This window comes from Lysinibacillus sp. HST-98, from assembly GCF_016757845.1.
Taxonomy (GTDB): Bacteria; Bacillota; Bacilli; order Bacillales_A; family Planococcaceae; genus Lysinibacillus; species Lysinibacillus capsici.
In genome coordinates this window covers 45906-67320 of the sequence record NZ_JAENHX010000003.1, presented here as the reverse complement: position 1 = coordinate 67320, position 21415 = coordinate 45906, and the positions used below count along the sequence as shown (strand labels likewise).

Below are 21415 nucleotides of genomic sequence, written 5' to 3'. Positions count from 1 at the left end.
AGATTATTTCCTTCCTTGATGCTCAATTTCCCAATACTCCATAAACTCCATCAATTCGTTTAATGGGAGTGGTTTGCTGTAATAATAGCCTTGGATTATATCACAGTTCATTTTACGTAGTATATCCACTTGTTGTGCTTGTTCTACACCTTCTGCAACAACTTTCATTTTTAAGCGATGGGACATTTGAATAATCGCATCTACAACCGCCTGTTTTTCATCGAGTGATCCAATATGCTGGATAAAGCTACGATCAATTTTTAAACAATCTAATGGGAAGCGAACTAAATAGCTTAAGGATGAATAGCCAGTCCCAAAATCATCGATTGAGATTTTAAAGCCTAATTGTTTTAAACGAACCAATTTACTAACTGTCTCATTGGCATTGTTCATCACCGTTCGCTCTGTCACTTCTATTTCAAAATTGTTAGCTGGCATATTGTAGCGCTCTAATATTGTTTGGATCGACTCCAAAAAATTCTGCTGTTTAAAGTGAATGCTCGAGATATTAATGGCGACAGGTGTTTTCCAACCATATTGTCGCATTTGAATGACTGCCTCACATGCTTTTTCGATAATAAGCTCACTTAATGGAATGATTAGACCTGTATCCTCCGCATAAGTGATAAACTCAGCAGGCGAAACAAAGCCTAGCCTCTCGCTATTCCAGCGGACTAGTGCTTCTAAACCTTGAATTTGCTCATTTTCCATAGAAATCTTTGGCTGAAAATGTAGCTCAAATTCACGGTTTTCTATTGCTCTTCTTAACTCAGAATCTAGCAATAGCACTCGTTGTGCGTCTGTTTGCAGTTCATCAAAATAGAAGGAATAGCCGTTTAATTCATTCTTTTTTGAATAAGTCATCGCTCTATCTGCACAATTGATCAGTTCTTCTGTGTTTTTACTATCAACTGGATAAACGCTAATACCAATACTCGTTGAAATAAAAACTTCCTGATCATTTATCATCATTGGCTGTTCAATACTACTAATAATTTGTTCAGCAAATTTTGCAGCCTCTTTCACATTTTTCACATTCGTTAGTGTAATGACGAATTCATCTCCGCCATATCTTGCAATAATATCTTTATTTTTCAGTAATTTTTTTAGTCGATTTGCTACTTCTATTAAAATTGAATCTCCAACAGCATGGCCTAATGTATCATTAATTTGCTTAAACCGATCCAAATCTAAGAAATAGATCGCATGCTGCACTGAATGAGAAATAGCAGAAGTCGATTCCAAAAGATTATCCATTCTTTCGATATAGGCAAAACGATTGGATACATCTGTTAATGAATCCGTGAGCAAACGCTTTTCTAATTCATTTTCTACTATTTTTCTTTCAGACAAATCTGTGAAAATACCACAGTAATTTGTAACCTCACCCTCATCGTTGGTTACACAAACAATTGTTAACCATTCAGGATATACGTCTCCAGTTTTACGACGATTCCATATCTCACCTTGCCAAATGCCTTCTTGTCGTATCTGCTCCCACATCTCTAAATAGAACGGCAATTCATGTACACCAGATTGTAAAACGGCTGGCGTTTTTCCAACCACATCATCACATGTATAGCCTGTCACAAATTCAAAGGCAGGATTAACCATTACTATTTTTTTGTATTTATCAGTAATCATGATACCTTCAGATACATTTTCGAAGATTTTAAGTATTAAGGTAGTCGGATATTTAGATATCAGTTTCAGTTTATCCGTACTTTCCCAATTATTTACTCCGTTCATGTTTCCGCTCCATCCTATCTCTCTATACTCCCTCTCAGAAGGGCATTTACGTCAGGCCAACCACTATGTAATAATCTATTACGCTCGGTGTAATTGTCACTGACGCTTCTCTTTCGTGCAATGAATGCGTCCAGATTTTTCGAACTTGCTCGAAAAGCGCCTCAAGTAAGTCTATGACAATCGCCAAGGCATTCTCTTGATAAACAGGTAACCATACACCTTCAACTGATAAACCATTTAAAGAGGTGGTTGTTGTTCCTGGCGTTTGCTTACATTACAAAATATGTGAGCAGTCAAGATCAATACATCACATTGATGCGAAAACCGTTTTCAGATGTTGTGACTTAGAAGCGGTAGCGATACTTCTCAAACATATAGCGCATACCAAGACTTGATTAACAAGGTTACTTTTTCCTCATGAATTCAAAATAAAAGCTCTCCACCGAATTGGAGAGCGCTTGTTATTTCGTAGATAAGCATCAAAAAATTCCATAAGCCATGTTTTGTTCCTGAGTACTCAAACAGCTTGCGCCTCGTACGATCAGGTGGTAATCATCTATCTACAGAGCAAACTCTGTCCCTCTATCCGTTCAATTCCTTCTAGAGAGTGCCCCTACCATAATTTGGGTTTCTCACTCGTGGGGTTTACCTCGTTCCACCTTGCAAGTTTCCAAGCAAGCTTCGTCACTGTGGCACTTTCAGGAAGTGTCAACCATATCCAGAGGACTTAGGTTTTCCTTCCGCCGTCAGCCTTAATAGCTGCCTTACCTTATTTTTTCAGTAAGCACGAACACTACGGTCATCTCAGAACCGTGCGAGCATGGACTTTCCTCTACGACGTCTAGCGCCGCAGCGATTACCAGAATTTCGTGATGATACGAAAGATTATACTAGAGTTTTATGTTAAATACAATATAAATGACTAAATTTATTCGTACAGCTTGCTACCAAATACATGTTTTTCTAAATTAGAAAGACGTTTTAAAATATCAAAATTCGTTGTACCAGCTGCCGCTGAAGCAACCGGTTGTCTCTTAGGTGTGCTTTCAATTTCTTCTTTTAGCTGTCTATTTTCTTCACGTAGTTGGGCCACCACTTTTTCAAACGTTTCATAGTCTTGAATAATTTCATCAAGAAAAGAATCTACTTCTTCTACATTGTAGCCTTTAAAGTTCTTTTTAAATTCCTTTTCAAGGATCATTTTTGACGTTAATTTAATATCCATTCACATCGCCCTTCCTCACACTACATACACGAATACATTATAGCATACTTCATCACATTATATCGTCTGAAAATACTAATTGTAAGGCTAAACTTGTCGTTTCACGCGCTTACCCACGAATTTATTTCTTATTTCCTAATCTGTGTAGTCTCTTTTCCCAAGAAATTTCCCATTTTTGTTTTTGTTCTGCTCTCCATTGCCCATTATTTCGAATGAGACGTATGCCTTCTTGCGTATAATAAAGGGCCTGCTCATAATCCTTCATTTTGTGCTCATAAAGTATGGCTAGCTGCTCAAGGGCATGTAACTTTGTTCTTGCTTCAACAAAATGAAGGGAGGCCACGAATGAGTCAATAGCTTCACTATAGCGTTTATTCTTCTTGTGCTGTAAAGCTAAATAATATTGAGCATGGCCCGCTTCTAGTGCATCAAATGTCGATGTCACCTTTTCTAAAATCCTCACACTTTGTGTGCTTTCTCTTAAATCACCATACCATTTCCCAATGTTGGTGAAAGTTTTTGCCGATTCTTCATGGTCCTGCTCGAACAATAAAAACGTAGAATGACTATACAGTGTAATAAGTGATAGTAAATCCCACTCATTATGATGCAAAACCTTTATAAGTGCATCTGGAATGCCACTTTTTACTGCATCCAAATAAATAATAGGTGCGAGATGGCCTGGAATATCCCCTTTACGCGAAAAACCAAGCTTTTCTTCCTCGACAGATTTTAATTTTAAGCGCTCCATATCATTTTTCCATAAACGCTTCGAACTATGCAACAAATCGATCTGTCGCTGAGAGCGTAATTTTGGTAAGGTTTTTTGATGCAATGTCCATCGTGTTTCAAGCTGTGGCCAATCAAAACTTTTCCCATTATAGGTAATCACAGTAGCTGACTTTTGCCAAAGCTTGGATTCAAATAAGAAGGCTGCTTCATGTGCAGGATCTGCCATAATATATTGTGTGAGGATAAAGGATTTTTCAGCTACTTCTAAAAATCCAAGCAAAAAAATATGGGTCCCAACACCCTTTAAACCTGTTGTTTCCGTGTCAAAAAATAAGACGGACTCTTCCATATCGAGCGCATAAGGATGATCAAACTCAGCATCTTGCCATTTTTTCAGGGCTTCAAAGAATGATTGCAGTTGATAATGTCCATGCCGATAGCTAAACGGATAGCTTACCTGTCGCTTAAATACGATGCCGAAATCATTTTCAACAACCGTTAATCCCGCCTGTTTCCATTGCTCTGTGTAGCTTGGCCTAGCAGGTTTCTGGAACGCTGGTTCTTCAACTTTTTTGGCGGACATCGGTTTTTTTCCTAGCATTTTTTTCATTTGTAATATTTTATTTTCGTAAGACATGAATTTCACTCATTTTCTGCTTATTGTATAAGACATCTCTCTTGCAAGAGTATCATGATTGTTAACCTCATTCAAAATATTCTTCGTTGAAAATCGATTTACCATGAATACAAACAAGAGGGTGAAAGAACAAATTGGCGTTCCTCACCCTCAGTTTACTATGCCATTAATTGTTGCAGTAATTTAGCTACCTTTCCTTTTGTTTGAAGCAATGATTCTTGTGCCCCAATACAGGAAGGACAGCCCGATTCACATGCACAATTTGTAACATGCTCATATGTTTTCATGATTAGCTCTTCCCATAGTTCATATACCTTTTCACTTAAGCCGATGCCACCAGGATACTTATCATAGACAAAAAATGTTGGCCGCTCATTATGTGTGGCCTTCACCTGCGGTACAACGGCTACATCACTACTATCACACTGAATAAACAAAGGAATGAAGGCATTCATCGCGTAAGCTACTCCAGTCATAGCATCTGTTAGCTCTTCCTCTGTCCATTTATCTGGTGCTGTAAACGATAGCCACGAAGCACTTGTATGCATTTCATCTGGCGGTAGATGTATAGGTCCTGAGCCAATATTGTCATGTGTGCCGAAGCGTATTTTAATAAATGTGTGATTTAACATAAGTTAAGATATACAAGTCTCCAATTCACAGAAAAGCTATAGGTGACGTTTAATGACAATTCTAGTGTGCTAATGTTTAAAGAAAAAGCATAGCATTTAACAGGACTGACCCCAACAGTATAGACAAAATAAAAAAAAAAGCACCTTCGGTTGAATTCGGGTTTAGATACCTAAACTTCTGTTGGTTTGGAAGAAATTTTGATTAAAAGCAAGTCATGAACATTAATTCTATATAGAAGAAATCCACTCAGTTTAAATTAAGTTTAATCAAAATAAGTAGATTTTGTTTACGTATGAGAATGAATTTCATAATTCCAGACCCTTGTCTCCCAAGGGTTTATAGACATAAAAAAGGAAGTACCTCCCCAAGTCTTGTATAATTGTAGTCGACCAAAACATCCCAAAAAGACTGGAGGAGTACTCCCTATGACCATTATAAGACAACAGAAGCCTATTTAGCATGGAAGAATTATATGAAATGGAACCTACCCAAAAATACGAAGAGATCACGGCTGCCATCGACTTGGACATCATCTTCTATGAAATCAACAAGAAATCCCACTTAGGCGCGCTGAGTGAATTGAATTACGGTGCCATGATTGTGAGTATATTTGCACGTTACATTGATCTGCGATGTTTCCATGACCGTTAATGGCAGATGATGATTTATAAAAACCATGTCCACCTTTAAATACCATATTATTAATGTATTTATTGTTTAGCTTGGGAGCAATTATATGTTTCATAATATCACCTACTGTCACGCAGTGAGCGTCTTTCAATCTAGAAATATAACTGCTAAGGGATTCCACTTTAATTGTTCTAATTCCAATTGGTTCAATTGAAAATAAACAACTTCTTTCCAATTACATTACACCAGCATTTCATATCTTCTATTATTAGTTAAATATAATAATAGAATTGTCTAAATTTCTTACTTTTATACAATGGTGTAAATAAAATATATATCAGTCTCACCTAAAACTTAATCTACTATTACTTTTCTCCTTATGTGATTGAAATAGTTTTTTCATAAAGTACAACGAACTGTCTAATAGTTTATTCTCAAAAAAAGTTTTATTATTTATTCATTAGGCTAATTTTTACTCTGGTTTATATTATTGTAAAATATATAAATACAAAAAAATGTTAAATATTGTAGTGGAAGGTAATATTGGAGATTGAAGAAGAATTTTTATAGAGTTTTCTTTTAAAAGATGGGATAGTTAAACAAACCAGCCTAAAGGGTCGGTTTCTTATTATACAGGAACCAACTTTTTGAGGTTAAAATTTGATTATAATATAAAATTCTCTAATCGTTGGCTGTACCCCTTAAACAGGTCGTGAAACCAAGAGCCTTTTAATACTGTTATTTTAAAATAACTACAAAAAAAAAGAGAGTAATTAGTTAAAAAATATTATTTATAACTATTTTTATTTCAAATGGCTATTAAAGTAATTTAGTAGTATAATACTGACAAGAAATTTAATCAATTTAGGGAGTGAAACGAATGAATCTTGGTGATTACTTGATTTATAGTCCTCGTATAGGATGGAAGTTAAAGAATAACCAGGAGATGTTTAGTTTGTTAACCAAATTACGTAACCAGTTGACCATTTTAAGTTATGGGACAGACTTAGATAATCAAGCGATTCAACATCTCATTGATAAACATTTATTAATTGGAGCTCAAGAACATGGTGGTAAAATCATGGAAGTTAAATATGATAAATATGACTCTGATATAAAAAAAGACTTAGACGGCCACTATTACACAGAAACGTATTATGTGAATGAAAGGCGATTGATTGAGTTTGAAAAAGAATTACGTAAGCTTTCAGGAAAGCATATTCGATGTCAGTTCGGTGTGCGTGCACATTTCGATGTTGACTTAAAAGGCAGTATTTTTTCTACACGGTTGTATAGGACATTGGACTGCTTATCTGTATACCGAGAAAAAATCGAAGGTCAGTACATATTTTTTATCGATAATGAGTCAATTGATAATCAAATGATTCGAAATAAGATACACATTCTACCTAAAAAGTTACAATCTCTTTCACTACCTATAAATTTTACAAACTCACAAAAAGAATTATATGTAAAAGATTGGATTTCTAAAATTCTTGATTATTGATTTGGGATTTCTTTATTTCATATTATTAATTTTTCATAAATAAGTTCTTCACTCTAATGTTTACTTCAGATAGACTTCCGTGTGATTTTTTTCGTTATAAAAAATATCAGGCTAAAGATAAGGCGCAATAATTTTATACTTTACTACTGCTGCTTGCCGCTGTTCTTCTGAAAAAGCTGTTAATGGATGTTGTTCATTTTGCATAGATATCAACCTTTCCGATTTATTGTTTTTCTAAATAGCGATAAATCGTTGTGAGAGACACACCTCACTTTTCCGCAACATCTTTAATCGTTGTGCCACTTTAAATTAAAGCTTTCATCATTTCAATATCTTTTGAACCATACTTTTCCGAACGTCCACCTAGCGCCCACGTGCTTTAAACACGCGGAGGGTATGATATTACTGTAACATATAAAGATGAACCGTCTTCATATGTATACGAGTATTTTTATAATGCAAAAACCAAAAAGATTAATTTGATTGTATTAGATGACGGAAGGAGTATTGAAGAAGATATGAAATACCCTCCAATCAAAGAATAAAAAACAGACGTCAAAAAAACAAAACATACTAACATTAGTAGAAGTGAAGAAAAGCTGACTAGCCTCTGGGACCATTTGTGAGTCCGTATATAAAACCTGCTAACTTCATGCCTTTATATGGATCAGCTTAGTATGTTGGGTCCTAAGAGATCGTGTATAAGAAAGTGGAATCGATAAGGTACTGTGATGACTTCTATGATTGGTAACAGGGAGAGGGATGAGATGAAACATGTCAGTGCGTTAGATATTAGTAAAGGAAAAAGTACCGTTCCGATTTATGATGGTCACCACCATTGTGATTTTGAAGGTGTGTTACATCATACACGGAGTGATTTTGATCGATTACTCGAACGAATGGAAGAGATGACGAAGCAAGATGGACAAGCACCAGATATAGTATTTGAAGCAACAGACATCCAATCAAAACCTGTCGAAGCGTTTTTCAAACATTATGGTCCACTTGAAGCGAATTTACAAATGGCAACAATGCGTCGCAATAAAACTGATATCACTCTCCAATCATCAACTTTTATTGATTTTCCTAACGAATTAAATAATTATGCATCTCCCAGTTCCACTGAGCCACAATCGAATACGCTTTTTCTTCAACGTCTAAATCCTCATATCCACCCGTATTAAATCGCCATCTTCGACGTCGTCCAAATTCAATTGCTTATGTATTTCTTCCATCAATCCACCATATGAAATCATTCGTTTTCGATTCAATGCTTCTTCTTTTTTTAATAACTTTTCGAGTGTTCTAGTGTCCGTAGATCATGTCTACTTACATATTTGGACATGAATCTTTAGACAAATTATTAAAGATTTCTTATATAATACCATTTTGAATCTCTGAAACTTCTTGTCTTCGTACAATTTTGCAACCTTTCTATGTTTTCCTAGGCTCGAGTTTTGCTTCTTTATCACAGAATTAACCAGCATATTTATATGAAATAATCGTTGCCATAGACCACTTTTTGGAGTATGCGTCCCCCCCTTGCTCGCCTCTTCCTTTTCCCTTCATTACCAGGGCTCCTGCTAATCTCATTTCAATCACCTTCATTTTTACTTCTATTGGATAACTTGCTCTTGTTCCCCTAGAAAAAACACCTTCGTTGATTGTTTGGTTATGCTTATACCAGTTTTTCAACGAAAGGTGTTGTTATTTGTCTCATTTCTCTAGGTCAGTGCGTCTTCTAAGTGGGGATTTTACGGTATTTGGTGATAATCCTTTTTGCTCTAGAATATTTGTAAAATCTAAGACCTCTGAAATAATCTTCATATAAGAATCTACTAATAAGACAAAGACATTGTCTTCACAACTTTCAATTCACTTACTCCTCCATCAGAACATACATTCCTGGTTGTAATTTCAAGAAATCCTTTTAACTTCGCTTAGATTACTTAATTTTAAAATGTGCAATTTGACCTTTCAAGTTTTCAACCATCTCATTTACTTGATTAGCTGTTCCCAGCATTTCTTCCATAAAAGCAGATTGCTCTTGCATAGTTGAAGCAATATTTTGGGTACCTGCTGATGTTTGCTCCAATGATTGCACAGTTGTCTCAGTAGTCCCTAATACTTGTTCAGAGCTTGCTGATATTTGTTCTACTGTGGAAGCAATTGATTGCGTTCGCATACTAATGTTTGAAATTAGAGATGAGATTTTTTGAAAAGTATCTCCAGCCAATCTTATTGCGATAGTCTCATGATTAATTTCATCTACTACTCTCGTAATAGCTTCAACAGATTCATTAGAATTGTTTTGCATTTCAGAGATTAATTTAGTTATGTCATTAGCCGATTGGGCAGATTGTTCTGCTAAATGTCTTATTTCATCTGCGACAACAGCAAATCCTTTTCCGTATTCACCTGCACGAGCAGCCTCAATAGCTGCATTTAATGCTAGTAAATTAATTTGATCTGAAATACTTGTAATAACATTTGTAATTTGTCCTACTTCTTTAGAACGTCGATGCATTTGTTCTGTCATTTGCATAGAGGCTTTTGAAAGCTCGTTAATTGAATCAATTCCTTGTACGGATTGTTGAATGACATGATTACCTTGATTGGATTCTTCAGATGTTCTAATAGATTCATCAGAGACGTTTGTAGTAGATTCTGTGATTTCTACTATCCCCTCTGATATTTCCCTAATCGCAATTTGATTTTGAATAGCCCCAGTTGTTACCATTTCACTGCTTACTGAAACTTCCTGAATTGCTGCTGATACCTGATTGGCCATTTCTGTCACTTGCTCTATACTTTGCGTCAATTCTTTAGACCCGCTTGCTACATAGTCTGCTGTTGAGGATACATGACCTATAACTTTTTTTAGCTGTACTTGCATACTATTAAAACTTGATGCAAGCTGACCAATTTCATCATTACTTGTATTTTTAATTTCCTGTGTTAAATCACCAGCAGCAATTACTTTAGTATAATCTACAAGTTCATTTAACGGTTTAGAAATTCTTTTAGCAGTGAAATATGCTAGTATACCACTTACCACAATAAATATAAGTGCTAATAACACACATACTTTTATTAATAAATTTTCCAGATCAACTATAAAATCTGCATCTTCATCTAACCCTAAGACAGAATCTGTTCCTGGAACTTGTAAAAATGTAGACTTATGAGCGCCGTAATCATCTATATAAATATCACTTGTAACCATTTTAGTTGTATCTAGCGCTGCTTTTTGTTCATCTGTAAACGCTAGAGGTGATAAATACTTATCGTCATTACCTAAAAATAAAATGACTTCTTTATTATCTACTTTACTCATAATATACACATTTTCTAGTTCATACTCTTTTTGAAAGTCATTCCCTCTGGACAACAGTTCTTGATATGCACTTTTGTTTGTTTTAGCACTATTGATTAATTCTTTATCAAATAACTCTTCAAAGTCCTCCATTTTCATTGTTAAGCTCTCTTCAAACTGAGGAATAATATAGCCATCGATTAAACGCTCAGCTACAATAAATATGGCAAAACTAAAAATTGTGCTTATAACAATAATAGGCATTAATACGTTTAATAATATTTTCTTTCTAATTGTCATACCTTTAAACATCGTTAACGCTCCTAACTGTAATATAAAATTAACTATTATTAAACAAATACCAATTCATTTAACGTAATATATTGATTCAGATCTAAATTCAATAACCTAGTATTTTCTTTTAAATCTGGTGATTTATGAAATATTACAGCAAAAGTAGAGCTTTCATTCACTTTCATCCGTCGATATTCTAAAATTTCTTCAAAATTTAGTTTAAACCCTTCATGATTAATAGACACAACTTTCTTACAATCAATAGATGCATCTATTTCAGCACAACAAAAACTATAAATTGAATCATCCATTTGATTAATTATATTTTCCCAATCAGGCTTTTGTTGTTTAAAAAAGTACTCGCATGCGTTGACACCATATGCATAAACGCCAAGTTCATTTGTACCGATACCAGCAAATCTAAGTGGATTTACTTCAATAGGAACAATCTGTCCGAGATTATCGATGCGAATTTCAATATGTATAGGGACAAGCTTTAATGCGAAGAGCGATGAAATAGTTTTTAAAAATTGTTGAATTTTGTTGAGGGACTCATTTATTACTTGCTTACTCGTATAGTAAATTCTATCGCTCATGTCCTTCTCATGCCTAAACATTCTTTTAAAAAGATTTAGGATAACAGGCTCGCCTTCTTCTGTAAAATATACGTCAACAGCGTATTCATCACCTTCAATTAATTTCTCAATTATAAAGGATTGATTATTAATAACTTCGATTGGATACTCTGCACTTGTAACTTCCATTTCAAACTTAAGTTGTTCAATAGTTTCTTTATATTCTTCTACCTTATCAATACGATGTACTCCTACACTTGAATATCCTATAACAGGCTTAACAATAATAGGGAAAGGTAGTGAAGCAGAATTTAATTCTTCTAATTCTTTTAGAGATACTTCTGTGAAAAAGAAATCTTTATAATGACTACTTAATGTTTTCCTGAAAGTAACTTTATTTTTCAAAACATCTGTAACAATTGTTAAGTAGTGATTAGGTGCATATTTAGATAAAATATTAAGTCCATTTTCAGAGTTAAAGAGTATTGGACAATTCTTCTTCTCTAATTCAATCAACAAATCGTCTACCTTTTTTAAACTTATAGTAGATTCATTTGGTATAAAAACTTCATTTAATTTGATAACCGGAATTTTATTCTTACTAACTGTGTGCGCTAATAAATCAGAAACATAAGGTCTATCTAGTATTATCAACTTTTACACTCCTATCTGTATATTTTTCTAAATATCCATATCCTAAAATAATTATTAAAAGTATGTTAGAATAACTATCATCTATAATAATATAAAATACCTATAATATCCATAGTTTCGTATTTTATTATTTAGGTAATTTTACATTGTAATTAATAAAAAGGATATCTATATACTAACAAGTATATTTACCTATAAACTCTTATACTGTTAATCTTTTTTAGTATTGGAGCATTCATTTGTACTCAACGTTGACACTTCCGCTCTGGCCCCTGTGCTTGTCATAATGATTAAGTGTAACTAATTCCATAATTTACCTACTAGGAAATAAACTCCGTTAATTGATCGATCACTCAAAATTTCTGCTCATTGCGTCCGTTTCGTTAAAGAAACGGATGTTTTTTCAAGAGCCAAAAAAGAAAAAGAGCAGCTAGTGCTACTCCTTCGATAAATCTCACATTCGCTTTAAAATTTCCCTTCGCAATAAAGAAATATAGGCTTGTTCGTCAGGCGACTTAAAGTAAATACAGTTATAATAAATATACTCTTCAAACAATTCTATATCGACCATTTCAATTGGATTTTTCCATTCCAGATCTCCTAATAATGTTTGTTGCCCCATTTTTTCACTCACACTATCAGCCCCGTTTTTTTCGCAAGAATACATAATTACTCACGATAATATACCAGTATATAACATCAGTATAATAAAAGAGAGCAGTCTATATTATTCTCTTCATTTTATGCTTGTTGTTTTGTTGGTGCTAATACGATTTCTCTAATATTTACACTTTGAGGCTGATTAAATACAAAATAAATTGTTTCTGCTACTGTACTTGGATTTAAACCACCATGAATTGATTCCTTCCATTCTATGTAGTTCTCTTTAATTTGTTCGTCAGATGTGTGTGATAGTAACTCGGTCTCAACCACACCTGGTGCAATTGTTATCACACGTACGTTATGCTTTGAAACCTCTTCACGAACATTTTCACTCATTGAATGAACTGCGAATTTCGTCCCCACATATGCCGCATGATCAGCGAATGTTTTCTTTCCAGCAATAGAACTTACATTAATAATAGTTCCTGTTTGACGTTCAATCATAGAAGGCAATACTGCTTGCATTCCATTTAACATACCTAACACATTTACATCATACATTTCTTTCCATTCAAGAGGATTTTGTTTAGCGATATCGCCCAATAACATACGTCCAGCATTATTTACAATTGCTTCAACTGGTCCAAATTTGTCTTCAGCTGCCATAAGAGCTTTATCTAAAGCCTCTCTATCTGTTACATCCACACTTGCTTTAATTACATGATCTCCTGTAAATTGATCTAACAAATGTGCACGACGTGCTATAACTAAAACGTTATACCCATTTTGTATAAACTTCTTTGCTGTTGCTTCACCAATACCTGATGAAGCACCTGTTATTGCAATATATCCTGTTTTCATTCTGATTGTCACTCCTTCTTTGATTTCTAAGTAAAATCAGTTTACAATTAAATCTACTTAAGATAAAGTAGGCACCTCTTTGTCCCTTAGTAACCTTAAGGTACTTAATAAAGGAGAGCAACGAATTGGATAAGAAAAAATATTTAAATGAGTTTGATGCTACAATGCAAATTATTCAAGGAAAATGGAAAATAATGATTTTATATGAACTATACGAAAACCCTCTCAAACGATTTGGAGAGCTTCAAAGATATATTGAGGATATTTCACATAAAACACTATCCAGACAATTAAGAGAACTTGAAATGGATGGATTAATAGTAAAAAATGTATATCCAGAAGTTCCTCCTCGTGTAGAATATTCCATAACTAAAAAAGGATTGTCCCTTATTCCTTTACTCGATATGATTTGTGAATGGGGAATTACTCATGTAAAGAAGGAACATTTAGAACGTGTGTTATGTGAGTTGGAGGAGAATTAAATAAACAACCAATTACTTGTTCATTGAAGAATATGTTGCTTTATTCTCAGGAGTATCATTTTCTAGAAATGGCATTTTGATAAATAGATTTTTTTAATTTAACTAATGCTTATGAAATGATTTCCCTTTATTGCTACAGAGATCCTTAAATTCAAAGAAAAGGGAATTAGTTGAGAGAATTAAAGCCCTTATCACGTTAGATTTAAGTTAGAGAAGGATGGAAATCAACGTGTTATTATTGACAGAAAGTTGATAGTATTCTCGGTCAGAGAAATGCTGTTTTAATGTTTCCACTTGTTTAAGAGGTCGTTTTATCACCTTCAAGACACATGAGTTTTTAAACACTTTATAAAAAACTTTTAGCCTCAGTTTGATTACCAAAACCCGCCCCCTTATTAAACAAAGAAGAAGAAGGTACTGTGAAGCTCTAATTTCTCAGTACCCTAAATTGTTAAATGATATTTTCACACTATGTTCAGATAGGACAATCTTTTACCCCTTTTTTAAAAGATCGCAAGGATTTCCCATTTGTTCGATTCTTCCATTTTTTAATTGCACGATAAAATCAGCGATAGCATGGGCATCCTCTTCATCGTGTGTAACAAATATAGATGTAATATTTGCGCGCTTTAAAATGTCACGTAATTCTTTTCTAATTTTCACTTGAAGCTCGGTATCTAAGTTACTAAAAGGCTCGTCTAATAATAGTAAACGAGGGTTAGGGGCAAGCGCTCTTGCAATTGCAATTCGTTGCTGCTGACCGCCACTTAACTGATGGGGGTATCTATTTTCATATTCCTCCATTTCCACCAGCTCTAACACTTCCTTTAATCTTTTAAGGCGATCTTCTTTTGTTAAATCTGTAATACCGAATAATATATTCTTACGAACTGTCATATGCGGAAACAATGCATAATCTTGAAACACCATCCCGATATCACGTTTTTCTGGTTGAATAAATGTTTTACTGTCGAATATCACTTCATCATTTATACAGAAAGAGCCTTTACTAGCATATTCTAATCCTGCTAATATTCGCAATATCGTACTTTTACCACTGCCACTTCTTCCCAAAATTGAAATGACCTCGCCCTTTTTAATTGTGATCGTAAATGATTGGATTGTTTCTCTTTTTGCTGAAGGATATGAAAAGCATAAATTGTCAATAGATAAGTACATGTTAGCTGGACTCCTTTTCCAGTAGCTTATTAAAAATAAAAATCGCAATGGCACTAATTACAATGATGAATAACGAGGCCTGTGAGGCTTCCATGATTTTTTCGTCACTTGCATATTGAAAGGCCTTAGTAGCAAGGGTATCAAAATTAAATGGTCTCAAGATGAGTGTTAGTGGAATTTCCTTCATTATATCAATAAAAACTAGAATGAAACCGCTAATTATTGCACCTTTCATCATTGGAACATCTACTTTAAAAAAGGTTTTTGTAATGCCAGCCCCTAATAATCTTGAAGCATCTCGGAAATTCGTACCGATTTTCTCGTAACCTGCCTCAATAGAGTTAAAGCCAATTGCAAAGAAACGTACTATATATGCAGCAATCAGCATCACAATGCTGACACTAAGAACAAGTGTGGAATCGAGCCCTAGCTTTAAATAAAGAGGTGTTAGCCACTCATCTAGTTGAATGAATGCAGTGACAACAGCCACTGCTATAACAGCTCCCGGAATCGAATAGCCTAATATAGATAGTCGAGTCAACACTTTAGTTATACGCCCTTGGAAAAGTCGATTAAAGTTACCAATAATTAATGCGAATATAATAATGATTGTTGCACTAATCGCTGCAACGATGATCGAATTTTTCACATAAATATAAAAGTCCTGAAATGGGATTTGACCAAATGTTAAGATAAACCAATCGATTAGCTGAAAAACTGGGATTAAAAAACTCAGACTGAAAATTATCGTACAATATATCGTTGCTAATAATGCTTTACCACCGCGTAATTTCACAAGCTTTAAAGGTCTAATTTTAGTGGTAGCATAGCTAAACTGTTTGCGCCCACGTAGCAACTTCTCGATAATTAAAATCATAATAACAAATCCCATAAGTGAGGCAGCTAATTTTAATGAAGAATCAATATCACCTAACGAAAACCACGTTTGGAAAATAGCAGTACTGAATGTTTGAATACCGAAATATTTTACTACCCCATAGTCATTTAATACCTCTAAAATAACTAAACTCACTCCGCCTATAATTGCCGCTCGGGATATTGGGACTACTACTTGAAAAAAAATTTTGAAGGGTCCTTTTCCGAGCATCCTTGCACTTTCAATTAAAGTTGCAGACTGATGTGATAAAAATACACGCACAATTGTATATACATAGGGAAACAAAAACATCGTATAAATAAAAATAGCTCCTGGTATGTTCATAATATCGAAGTAGGCGGTATTAACTTCGACATGTAGTTTGTTTCGGAATATTGTTTGAACAACACCTGTATAATTCAATATGCCGTGATACGTATAGGCTGCTATAAATGGAGGAAGAGACAAGGGTAAAATAAGTGACCATTTATAAAAGCTACGCAAAGGAAAATCATACTGAGCAATAAGCCACGCAAGACTTGTACCCAATACAATTGTTAAAATTCCTGTAAAAAATACTAGAATAAATGATGCACGTATAAAGTCAGCTAATATATATTCTTTAATATGTACCCAATTTTCATTTTCAGGCATGAATAGACCTTCAATAATTGTAAGATTGGGGCCAATAAGAAATAGGATGATACAAATTGCTAAAAATGACCAGATGTTCATTTTGCTAAAGAACTTTCGCATATTAATTGTCACCTCTATATATAGAAAGCCCTTGCTGCAACATGCAACAAGGGTTTAATATTTTTTGTTATTTCCAGCCTACCTCATTGAAGATCATCACAGCTTTTGCATTATGATCGCCTAAAGTAGAGAGTGGAATATCTTGTTCTTTGAATTCGCCCCATGACTTAAGTAACTCTGAGGATGTTGCTTCTGGATTAACAGGATATTCATAATTTGTCTCTGCAAAAACAGTCTGTGCTGCAGGAGCAGTTAAATACTCTAATAATCTTACTGCATTATCTTTATTTTTTGAAGTTTTAATTACACCAGCACCACTAATATTAACGTGTGTTCCTGTTGTTTCTTGATTAGGGAAAAATACGCCTAAGCTTTCAGCCACCTTCACTTCTTCTGGATCAGTAGAGTTTAACATTTGTCCGTAATAATATGTGTTCATAATGGCAACGTCACCAATTCCAGCAGTAATCGCTTTTGCTTGATCTCGATCCCCACCCTCTGGATTACGGGCGAAGTTTGTTACAAGGCCACTTGCCCACTCTTTAGCCTTTTGTTCCCCACTAATTTCGATAAATGAAGCAAGTAATGATTGGTTGTAGACATTTTCAGCACCGCGGATTAGTACTCGATTTTTCCATTGTGCTTCTGTTAGAGCTTCATAAGTTGAAAGTTCTTCTGGTTTAACTGTTTCTTTATTGTAAACGATAACGCGAGCTCGCTTTGTTAAACCGTACCACATTTGATCCGTATCTTGAAATTTTTTAGGTACTTGCTTGTTTAATGTATTACTTGAAATAACTTGTAATAGTCCATCTTCTTTCGCGCGGTATAGACGGGCAACGTCAGCTGTTAAAAATAAATCTGCCTTAGTGGATTTACCTTCCCGCTTAATGCGCTCTAGTAGCTCATCTGGCTCTCCTTTAATAATATTCACCTTAATACCTGTTTCTTTTTCAAACTCTTTATATAATTTATCGTCAACATCATAATGACGGCTTGTATATAAATTTACTTCCTTTGACTCTTCTTGAGAGCTGACTGCTTTTTCTTTTGAATCCTTTTGATTGTTAGAACTACTATCACTGCATGCTACTAATAAAAATAGAGCACTTAATAATAAAAATGCAAATAGCTTTTTCACTTTTTACTTCCCCTATCGAATGTTATTGAAAATGATTATCAAAATCAAATTCTTATTAAATTATATAAGTGTAAGAAAAAAAGTCAATATAGTATATGGTGTATTTAATAACTTTTTGTTCTTACCACAATAGATATATTCAGCTTTATGAAAAAGTATATATAAATGAATGACAATTAAAAACCAAACCATACTACAAATTTTTAACAAAAAAGTTAAAGGTGTCATAATCAAAGAAATTAGTTTCTAAAAAGTTTTGAGGTCACAATGAACAGCTAATTTATCCAACTTATTTAGTCTTTAAACGAATGGTTAAACTGGGGAGATGTTAACCTCTTTTTGCAAACTGTTAACTGACGACACTTATAATTAGCAATAAAAAGATATGTACGACTCAAACCTTTTCGCTGTCGACATTATCATGGTAACAACAATCGAGCGTACTTGATAAATCTAAAAATTATTACAGTACTTAGTTTGATTATTGGAAAATTGATACATACTTGATGAAAATAAGAAATGTAAATGGAGATGATTTTAAGTGGGTTTTGATAAAAAATGGACCCCTGATTGGGATGAACAAAATAAAAAATCGCAAAAAAGCGAACCATTTGATGACAAACTAAATACAAGTCTTCATAAAAACATACAACAAATTAAAAAAAGTATCGGTAATAGTAATGACATTATTATTCGTGAAATAAAAGTTGGGAAACTCAAAAATCAATTAGTTGGAATAATATACACAGATGGATTAGCAGATCAGTCTGTTGTAAGCAATTTTATCATGGAATCTTTGATGCTAGATATTGAAAGCGCCAATATTCATAACTCAGGAGAAATTATTCAGTTTTTAAAAGACTATTGCCTAACGATAGGAGATATTAAGGATATTTCTAGTTTTACAGCGTTATATAACTCTATTTTAAATGGTGACACGGTCATTTTACTTGATGGCTATACAAAAGGCATATCCACAAGTACAAAAAATGCAAATGGAAGGGCAATTTCTGAACCTGTAAATGAATCAGTAATACGGGGCCCTCGCGAAGCATTCACTGAATCAATACGAACCAACACGGCATTAATTCGCCGAAAAATAAAAGACCCTAATCTTTGGCTGAAATCCAGAATCATTGGGAAATATACAAAGACTGAAGTTTCGATTATGTATATTAACGGTATCGCGAATGATAAAGTTGTTACAGAAGTTATGAAACGCCTAGATCGAATTGACATGGATGGAGTACTTGAAAGTGGTTATATCGAAGAACTAATTCAGGATTCTACATTGACTCCTTTTCCAACTGTCTATAACACGGAACGTCCAGATGTAATTGCAGCTGAACTATTGGAGGGAAAAGTAGCAATTTTAGTAGATGGTACACCGTTTGTTCTTATTGTACCTGCTCCATTTACTTCATTTCTACAAGCCGCGGAAGATCATTATCAACGTTCGGATATAAGTAGCCTAATTCGAATCATGCGTTATTTTGGAATTGGAATTGCCTTATTAGGTCCTTCATTCTATGTAGCTATTACTACCCATCATCAAGAAATGCTACCAACGCCTATGCTATTAAGCCTTGCAGCTCAGCGAGAAGGAGTCCCGTTTCCAGCCTTCGCTGAAGCGTTAATAATGGAAGTTGCTTTTGAAATTTTAAGAGAAGCTGGGATTCGTATGCCTAGAACAATTGGACCAGCAGTTTCTATTGTAGGTACATTAGTTATTGGACAGGCAGCAGTAGAGGCTGGAATTGTATCCGCTGTTATGGTAATCGTCGTATCGTTAACAGCTATTAGTAGTTTTTTATTTCCTTCATATGGCCTCTCTAATACATTTCGGCTATTACGTTTCCCTATGATGGGTTTAGCTGCATTCTGGGGTTTGTTTGGCGTGATGGCTGGTATTACTGCTTTGATTCTTCATTTGTGTAGCCTTCGTTCGTTTGGAGTGCCTTATATGAGTCCGTTTGCACCATTTATTCCGTCTGAACAAAAAGATTCAATACTACGCTTTCCGCGTTGGGCATTACTAAATCGCTCTCGTTTAATTAGTCCAAATAATATAAAAAGAGGAAGCAATCCGTTAAATAAACCAACCAAAGGAAGGAAATAAACCTTTTTATTATCAATATAACTCCTACGAGGAGAGGAACTAATGAAAAAAACATCAATATTCTTATTTATTTTGTTTGCCCTATTTATAAGTGGGTGTGAAGGGAAACGTGAACTAAACGAACTAGCAATCGTTGTAGCTATGGGAATTGATAAGGTAGAGAACGGATATGAGGTAACACTACAAGTCGTTAATCCGTCTTCAGTTTCCTCCAAACAAGGAAATAGTGGTCAATCTTCTGTTGTAACCTACCATGCAACAGGTAAAAGTGTGTTTGAAGCAATTAGAGAAATGACAACCGTTACACCACGTAAACCTTATTTTTCACATATTCAAATACTTGTTCTGGGAAAAGAACTGGCCAAAAACGGAATTAGTGAATCACTCGATTTTTTTTCAAGAGATCACGAATTAAGAAGTGATTTTTATGTTATTGTATCGGATGAAACTTCTGCACGTGAAATTTTGTCCATTTTTACACCTTTAGAAAAAATTCCAGCAAGTAAGTTGTACAACTCTCTTGAAGTGTCGGATAAAGCATGGGCACCTACTACTCATATCCACATACATGACTTAATAAAAGAAATTAGTGAAAAAGGAAAAAATGCAGTTTTAACTAATATACGTATTGTTGGTGAAGCCGACCTTGGAAAAGAGCGGATTAACATAGAAAAAATAGAGCCAACAGCTAATTTAAAGTACTCTGGCTTAGCACTATTTAAACAAGATAAATTAGTCGGAACACTGACAGAAAACGAAAGTAAAGGTTACAACTATATAAAAAATAATGTAAAAAACACACTAGGAATAATAGCTTGTCCTAAAGGTGGAAATTTATCAGTCGAAATTACAAATGCAAAAACCAAAATGAAAGGGAAAGTAAAGAATGGTGTACCTTCAATTAATCTAAAAATTAATATCAAACAAAATGTAGGTGAAGTAAATTGTTCTATTGACCTTTCTAAAAAGAAGACGAACGACTATATTAATAAAAAAACAGAAGCCCGAATAAAGAAAATCGTAGAAGAAGCGCTTGATGCTATCCAAAAAGATTATCGAGCTGATGTATTGGGATTTGGAGAAGCAATTTATAGAGCAGATTATAAAGAGTGGAAGAAAATAAAAAATGAATGGGGTGAAATATTCCCATATGTGAAGGTAAATGTGTCTGTAGATGTAGAAACCACAGGGTCAGGGACTAAAATAAATTCGACATTATATGAACATGATAAAAAGGAGTAGGAGGTTATGCTAGCAATACTAGGAATAGTAATTATATCAAGTGTAATAACCCTTATTGAATTTTCTTATCTTTTTTCAAAACGTAACATAAAAGACAGATGGATTTTCTTTATTTTACTGATATTTGCTACAGGGTTAGGTATTGCTATGACTTTCCAAGTTAACATACCTAATCCTATAGATTGGGTCTCCTTCATTTATAA

Annotated in this window: 15 protein-coding genes, 1 other RNA gene and 3 pseudogenes; 6 read left to right on the top strand and 13 right to left on the bottom strand. The window is 34.2% G+C overall.

Annotated features, from left to right (window positions below):
* Positions 1-3: 3 nt before the first annotated feature.
* The 5 genes and pseudogenes from JIN86_RS08890 to JIN86_RS08870 all read right to left on the bottom strand — a co-directional run.
* Positions 4-1749, bottom strand: coding sequence for a GGDEF domain-containing phosphodiesterase (locus JIN86_RS08890; protein WP_004269308.1), 1746 nt, complete (start codon positions 1747-1749; stop codon positions 4-6).
* A 487-nt stretch (positions 1750-2236) separates the two neighbouring features.
* Positions 2237-2617: RNase P RNA component class B (gene rnpB / locus JIN86_RS08885), an RNA gene on the bottom strand.
* Positions 2618-2677: 60 nt separating this feature from the next.
* On the bottom strand, positions 2678-2974 hold the full coding sequence (gene gpsB / locus JIN86_RS08880; protein WP_004269307.1) for a cell division regulator GpsB: 297 nt from the start codon (positions 2972-2974) through the stop codon (positions 2678-2680).
* A gap of 121 nt (positions 2975-3095) precedes the next feature.
* Positions 3096-4343, bottom strand: a complete 1248-nt coding sequence (locus tag JIN86_RS08875; RefSeq protein ID WP_202341740.1) for a ribonuclease H-like domain-containing protein — start codon at positions 4341-4343, stop codon at positions 3096-3098.
* A 158-nt stretch (positions 4344-4501) separates the two neighbouring features.
* Positions 4502-4960: pseudogene (locus tag JIN86_RS08870) on the bottom strand (Zn-binding domain-containing protein); the annotation flags it as partial.
* A gap of 441 nt (positions 4961-5401) precedes the next feature.
* On the opposite strand from JIN86_RS08870, the pseudogene JIN86_RS23515 reads away from it, so the two are divergent.
* Together JIN86_RS23515 and JIN86_RS08860 are read left to right on the top strand one after the other, a co-directional pair.
* Positions 5402-5603, top strand: a pseudogene (locus tag JIN86_RS23515) (IS5/IS1182 family transposase); the annotation flags it as partial.
* An 883-nt stretch (positions 5604-6486) separates the two neighbouring features.
* Positions 6487-7113 (top strand): hypothetical protein, encoded by a 627-nt coding sequence (locus JIN86_RS08860; protein ID WP_202341739.1) that lies wholly within the window; start codon positions 6487-6489, stop codon positions 7111-7113.
* 268 nt (positions 7114-7381) lie between these two features.
* On the opposite strand, the pseudogene JIN86_RS23510 reads toward JIN86_RS08860, so the two are convergent.
* Positions 7382-7480: pseudogene (locus JIN86_RS23510) on the bottom strand (helix-turn-helix domain-containing protein); the annotation flags it as partial.
* Between the two features lie 400 nt (positions 7481-7880).
* Here JIN86_RS23510 and JIN86_RS08855 point away from each other — a divergent pair.
* The gene (locus JIN86_RS08855) at positions 7881-8297 is read left to right on the top strand and encodes a hypothetical protein (RefSeq protein WP_202341738.1); all 417 of its coding nucleotides are present in this window, start codon (positions 7881-7883) and stop codon (positions 8295-8297) included.
* Positions 8298-9058: 761 nt separating this feature from the next.
* On the opposite strand, the gene JIN86_RS08850 is transcribed toward JIN86_RS08855, so the two are convergent.
* From JIN86_RS08850 to JIN86_RS08835, 4 genes are all read right to left on the bottom strand, one after another.
* Positions 9059-10741, bottom strand: a complete 1683-nt coding sequence (locus JIN86_RS08850; RefSeq protein ID WP_202341737.1) for a methyl-accepting chemotaxis protein — start codon at positions 10739-10741, stop codon at positions 9059-9061.
* Positions 10742-10779: 38 nt separating this feature from the next.
* On the bottom strand, positions 10780-11952 hold the full coding sequence (locus tag JIN86_RS08845; protein ID WP_202341736.1) for an ATP-grasp domain-containing protein: 1173 nt from the start codon (positions 11950-11952) through the stop codon (positions 10780-10782).
* 454 nt (positions 11953-12406) lie between these two features.
* The gene (locus tag JIN86_RS08840) at positions 12407-12586 is read right to left on the bottom strand and encodes a hypothetical protein (RefSeq protein WP_202341940.1); all 180 of its coding nucleotides are present in this window, start codon (positions 12584-12586) and stop codon (positions 12407-12409) included.
* Between the two features lie 107 nt (positions 12587-12693).
* Positions 12694-13416, bottom strand: a complete 723-nt coding sequence (locus tag JIN86_RS08835) for an SDR family oxidoreductase (protein WP_202341735.1) — start codon at positions 13414-13416, stop codon at positions 12694-12696.
* A 125-nt stretch (positions 13417-13541) separates the two neighbouring features.
* Between JIN86_RS08835 and JIN86_RS08830 the strand changes: the two genes are divergently transcribed.
* Positions 13542-13898, top strand: coding sequence for a winged helix-turn-helix transcriptional regulator (locus JIN86_RS08830; protein WP_202341734.1), 357 nt, complete (start codon positions 13542-13544; stop codon positions 13896-13898).
* Positions 13899-14390: 492 nt separating this feature from the next.
* On the opposite strand, the gene JIN86_RS08825 is transcribed toward JIN86_RS08830, so the two are convergent.
* From JIN86_RS08825 to JIN86_RS08815, 3 genes are all read right to left on the bottom strand, one after another.
* On the bottom strand, positions 14391-15077 hold the full coding sequence (locus tag JIN86_RS08825) for an ABC transporter ATP-binding protein (protein ID WP_202341733.1): 687 nt from the start codon (positions 15075-15077) through the stop codon (positions 14391-14393).
* Between the two features lies 1 nt (position 15078).
* Positions 15079-16710, bottom strand: coding sequence for an ABC transporter permease (locus JIN86_RS08820; protein WP_202341732.1), 1632 nt, complete (start codon positions 16708-16710; stop codon positions 15079-15081).
* Positions 16711-16777: 67 nt separating this feature from the next.
* The gene (locus JIN86_RS08815; RefSeq protein ID WP_202341731.1) at positions 16778-17851 is read right to left on the bottom strand and encodes a Fe(3+) ABC transporter substrate-binding protein; all 1074 of its coding nucleotides are present in this window, start codon (positions 17849-17851) and stop codon (positions 16778-16780) included.
* 541 nt (positions 17852-18392) lie between these two features.
* Between JIN86_RS08815 and JIN86_RS08810 the strand changes: the two genes are divergently transcribed.
* On the top strand, positions 18393-19970 hold the full coding sequence (locus JIN86_RS08810; protein ID WP_202341730.1) for a spore germination protein: 1578 nt from the start codon (positions 18393-18395) through the stop codon (positions 19968-19970).
* A 42-nt stretch (positions 19971-20012) separates the two neighbouring features.
* A complete protein-coding gene (locus tag JIN86_RS08805; RefSeq protein WP_202341729.1) occupies positions 20013-21212 on the top strand; it encodes a Ger(x)C family spore germination protein in 1200 nt (399 codons plus the stop codon).
* Positions 21213-21415 lie beyond the last annotated feature (203 nt).

Coding starts and splice junctions, on each gene's coding strand:
- JIN86_RS08890 (WP_004269308.1), bottom strand. CDS start 1,749: ATGAACGGAGTAAATAATTGGGAAAGTACGGATAAACTGAAACTGATA.
- gpsB (WP_004269307.1), bottom strand. CDS start 2,974: ATGGATATTAAATTAACGTCAAAAATGATCCTTGAAAAGGAATTTAAA.
- JIN86_RS08875 (WP_202341740.1), bottom strand. CDS start 4,343: ATGTCTTACGAAAATAAAATATTACAAATGAAAAAAATGCTAGGAAAA.
- JIN86_RS08860 (WP_202341739.1), top strand. CDS start 6,487: ATGAATCTTGGTGATTACTTGATTTATAGTCCTCGTATAGGATGGAAG.
- JIN86_RS08855 (WP_202341738.1), top strand. CDS start 7,881: ATGAAACATGTCAGTGCGTTAGATATTAGTAAAGGAAAAAGTACCGTT.
- JIN86_RS08850 (WP_202341737.1), bottom strand. CDS start 10,741: ATGTTTAAAGGTATGACAATTAGAAAGAAAATATTATTAAACGTATTA.
- JIN86_RS08835 (WP_202341735.1), bottom strand. CDS start 13,416: ATGAAAACAGGATATATTGCAATAACAGGTGCTTCATCAGGTATTGGT.
- JIN86_RS08825 (WP_202341733.1), bottom strand. CDS start 15,077: ATGTACTTATCTATTGACAATTTATGCTTTTCATATCCTTCAGCAAAA.
- JIN86_RS08820 (WP_202341732.1), bottom strand. CDS start 16,710: ATGCGAAAGTTCTTTAGCAAAATGAACATCTGGTCATTTTTAGCAATT.
- JIN86_RS08805 (WP_202341729.1), top strand. CDS start 20,013: ATGAAAAAAACATCAATATTCTTATTTATTTTGTTTGCCCTATTTATA.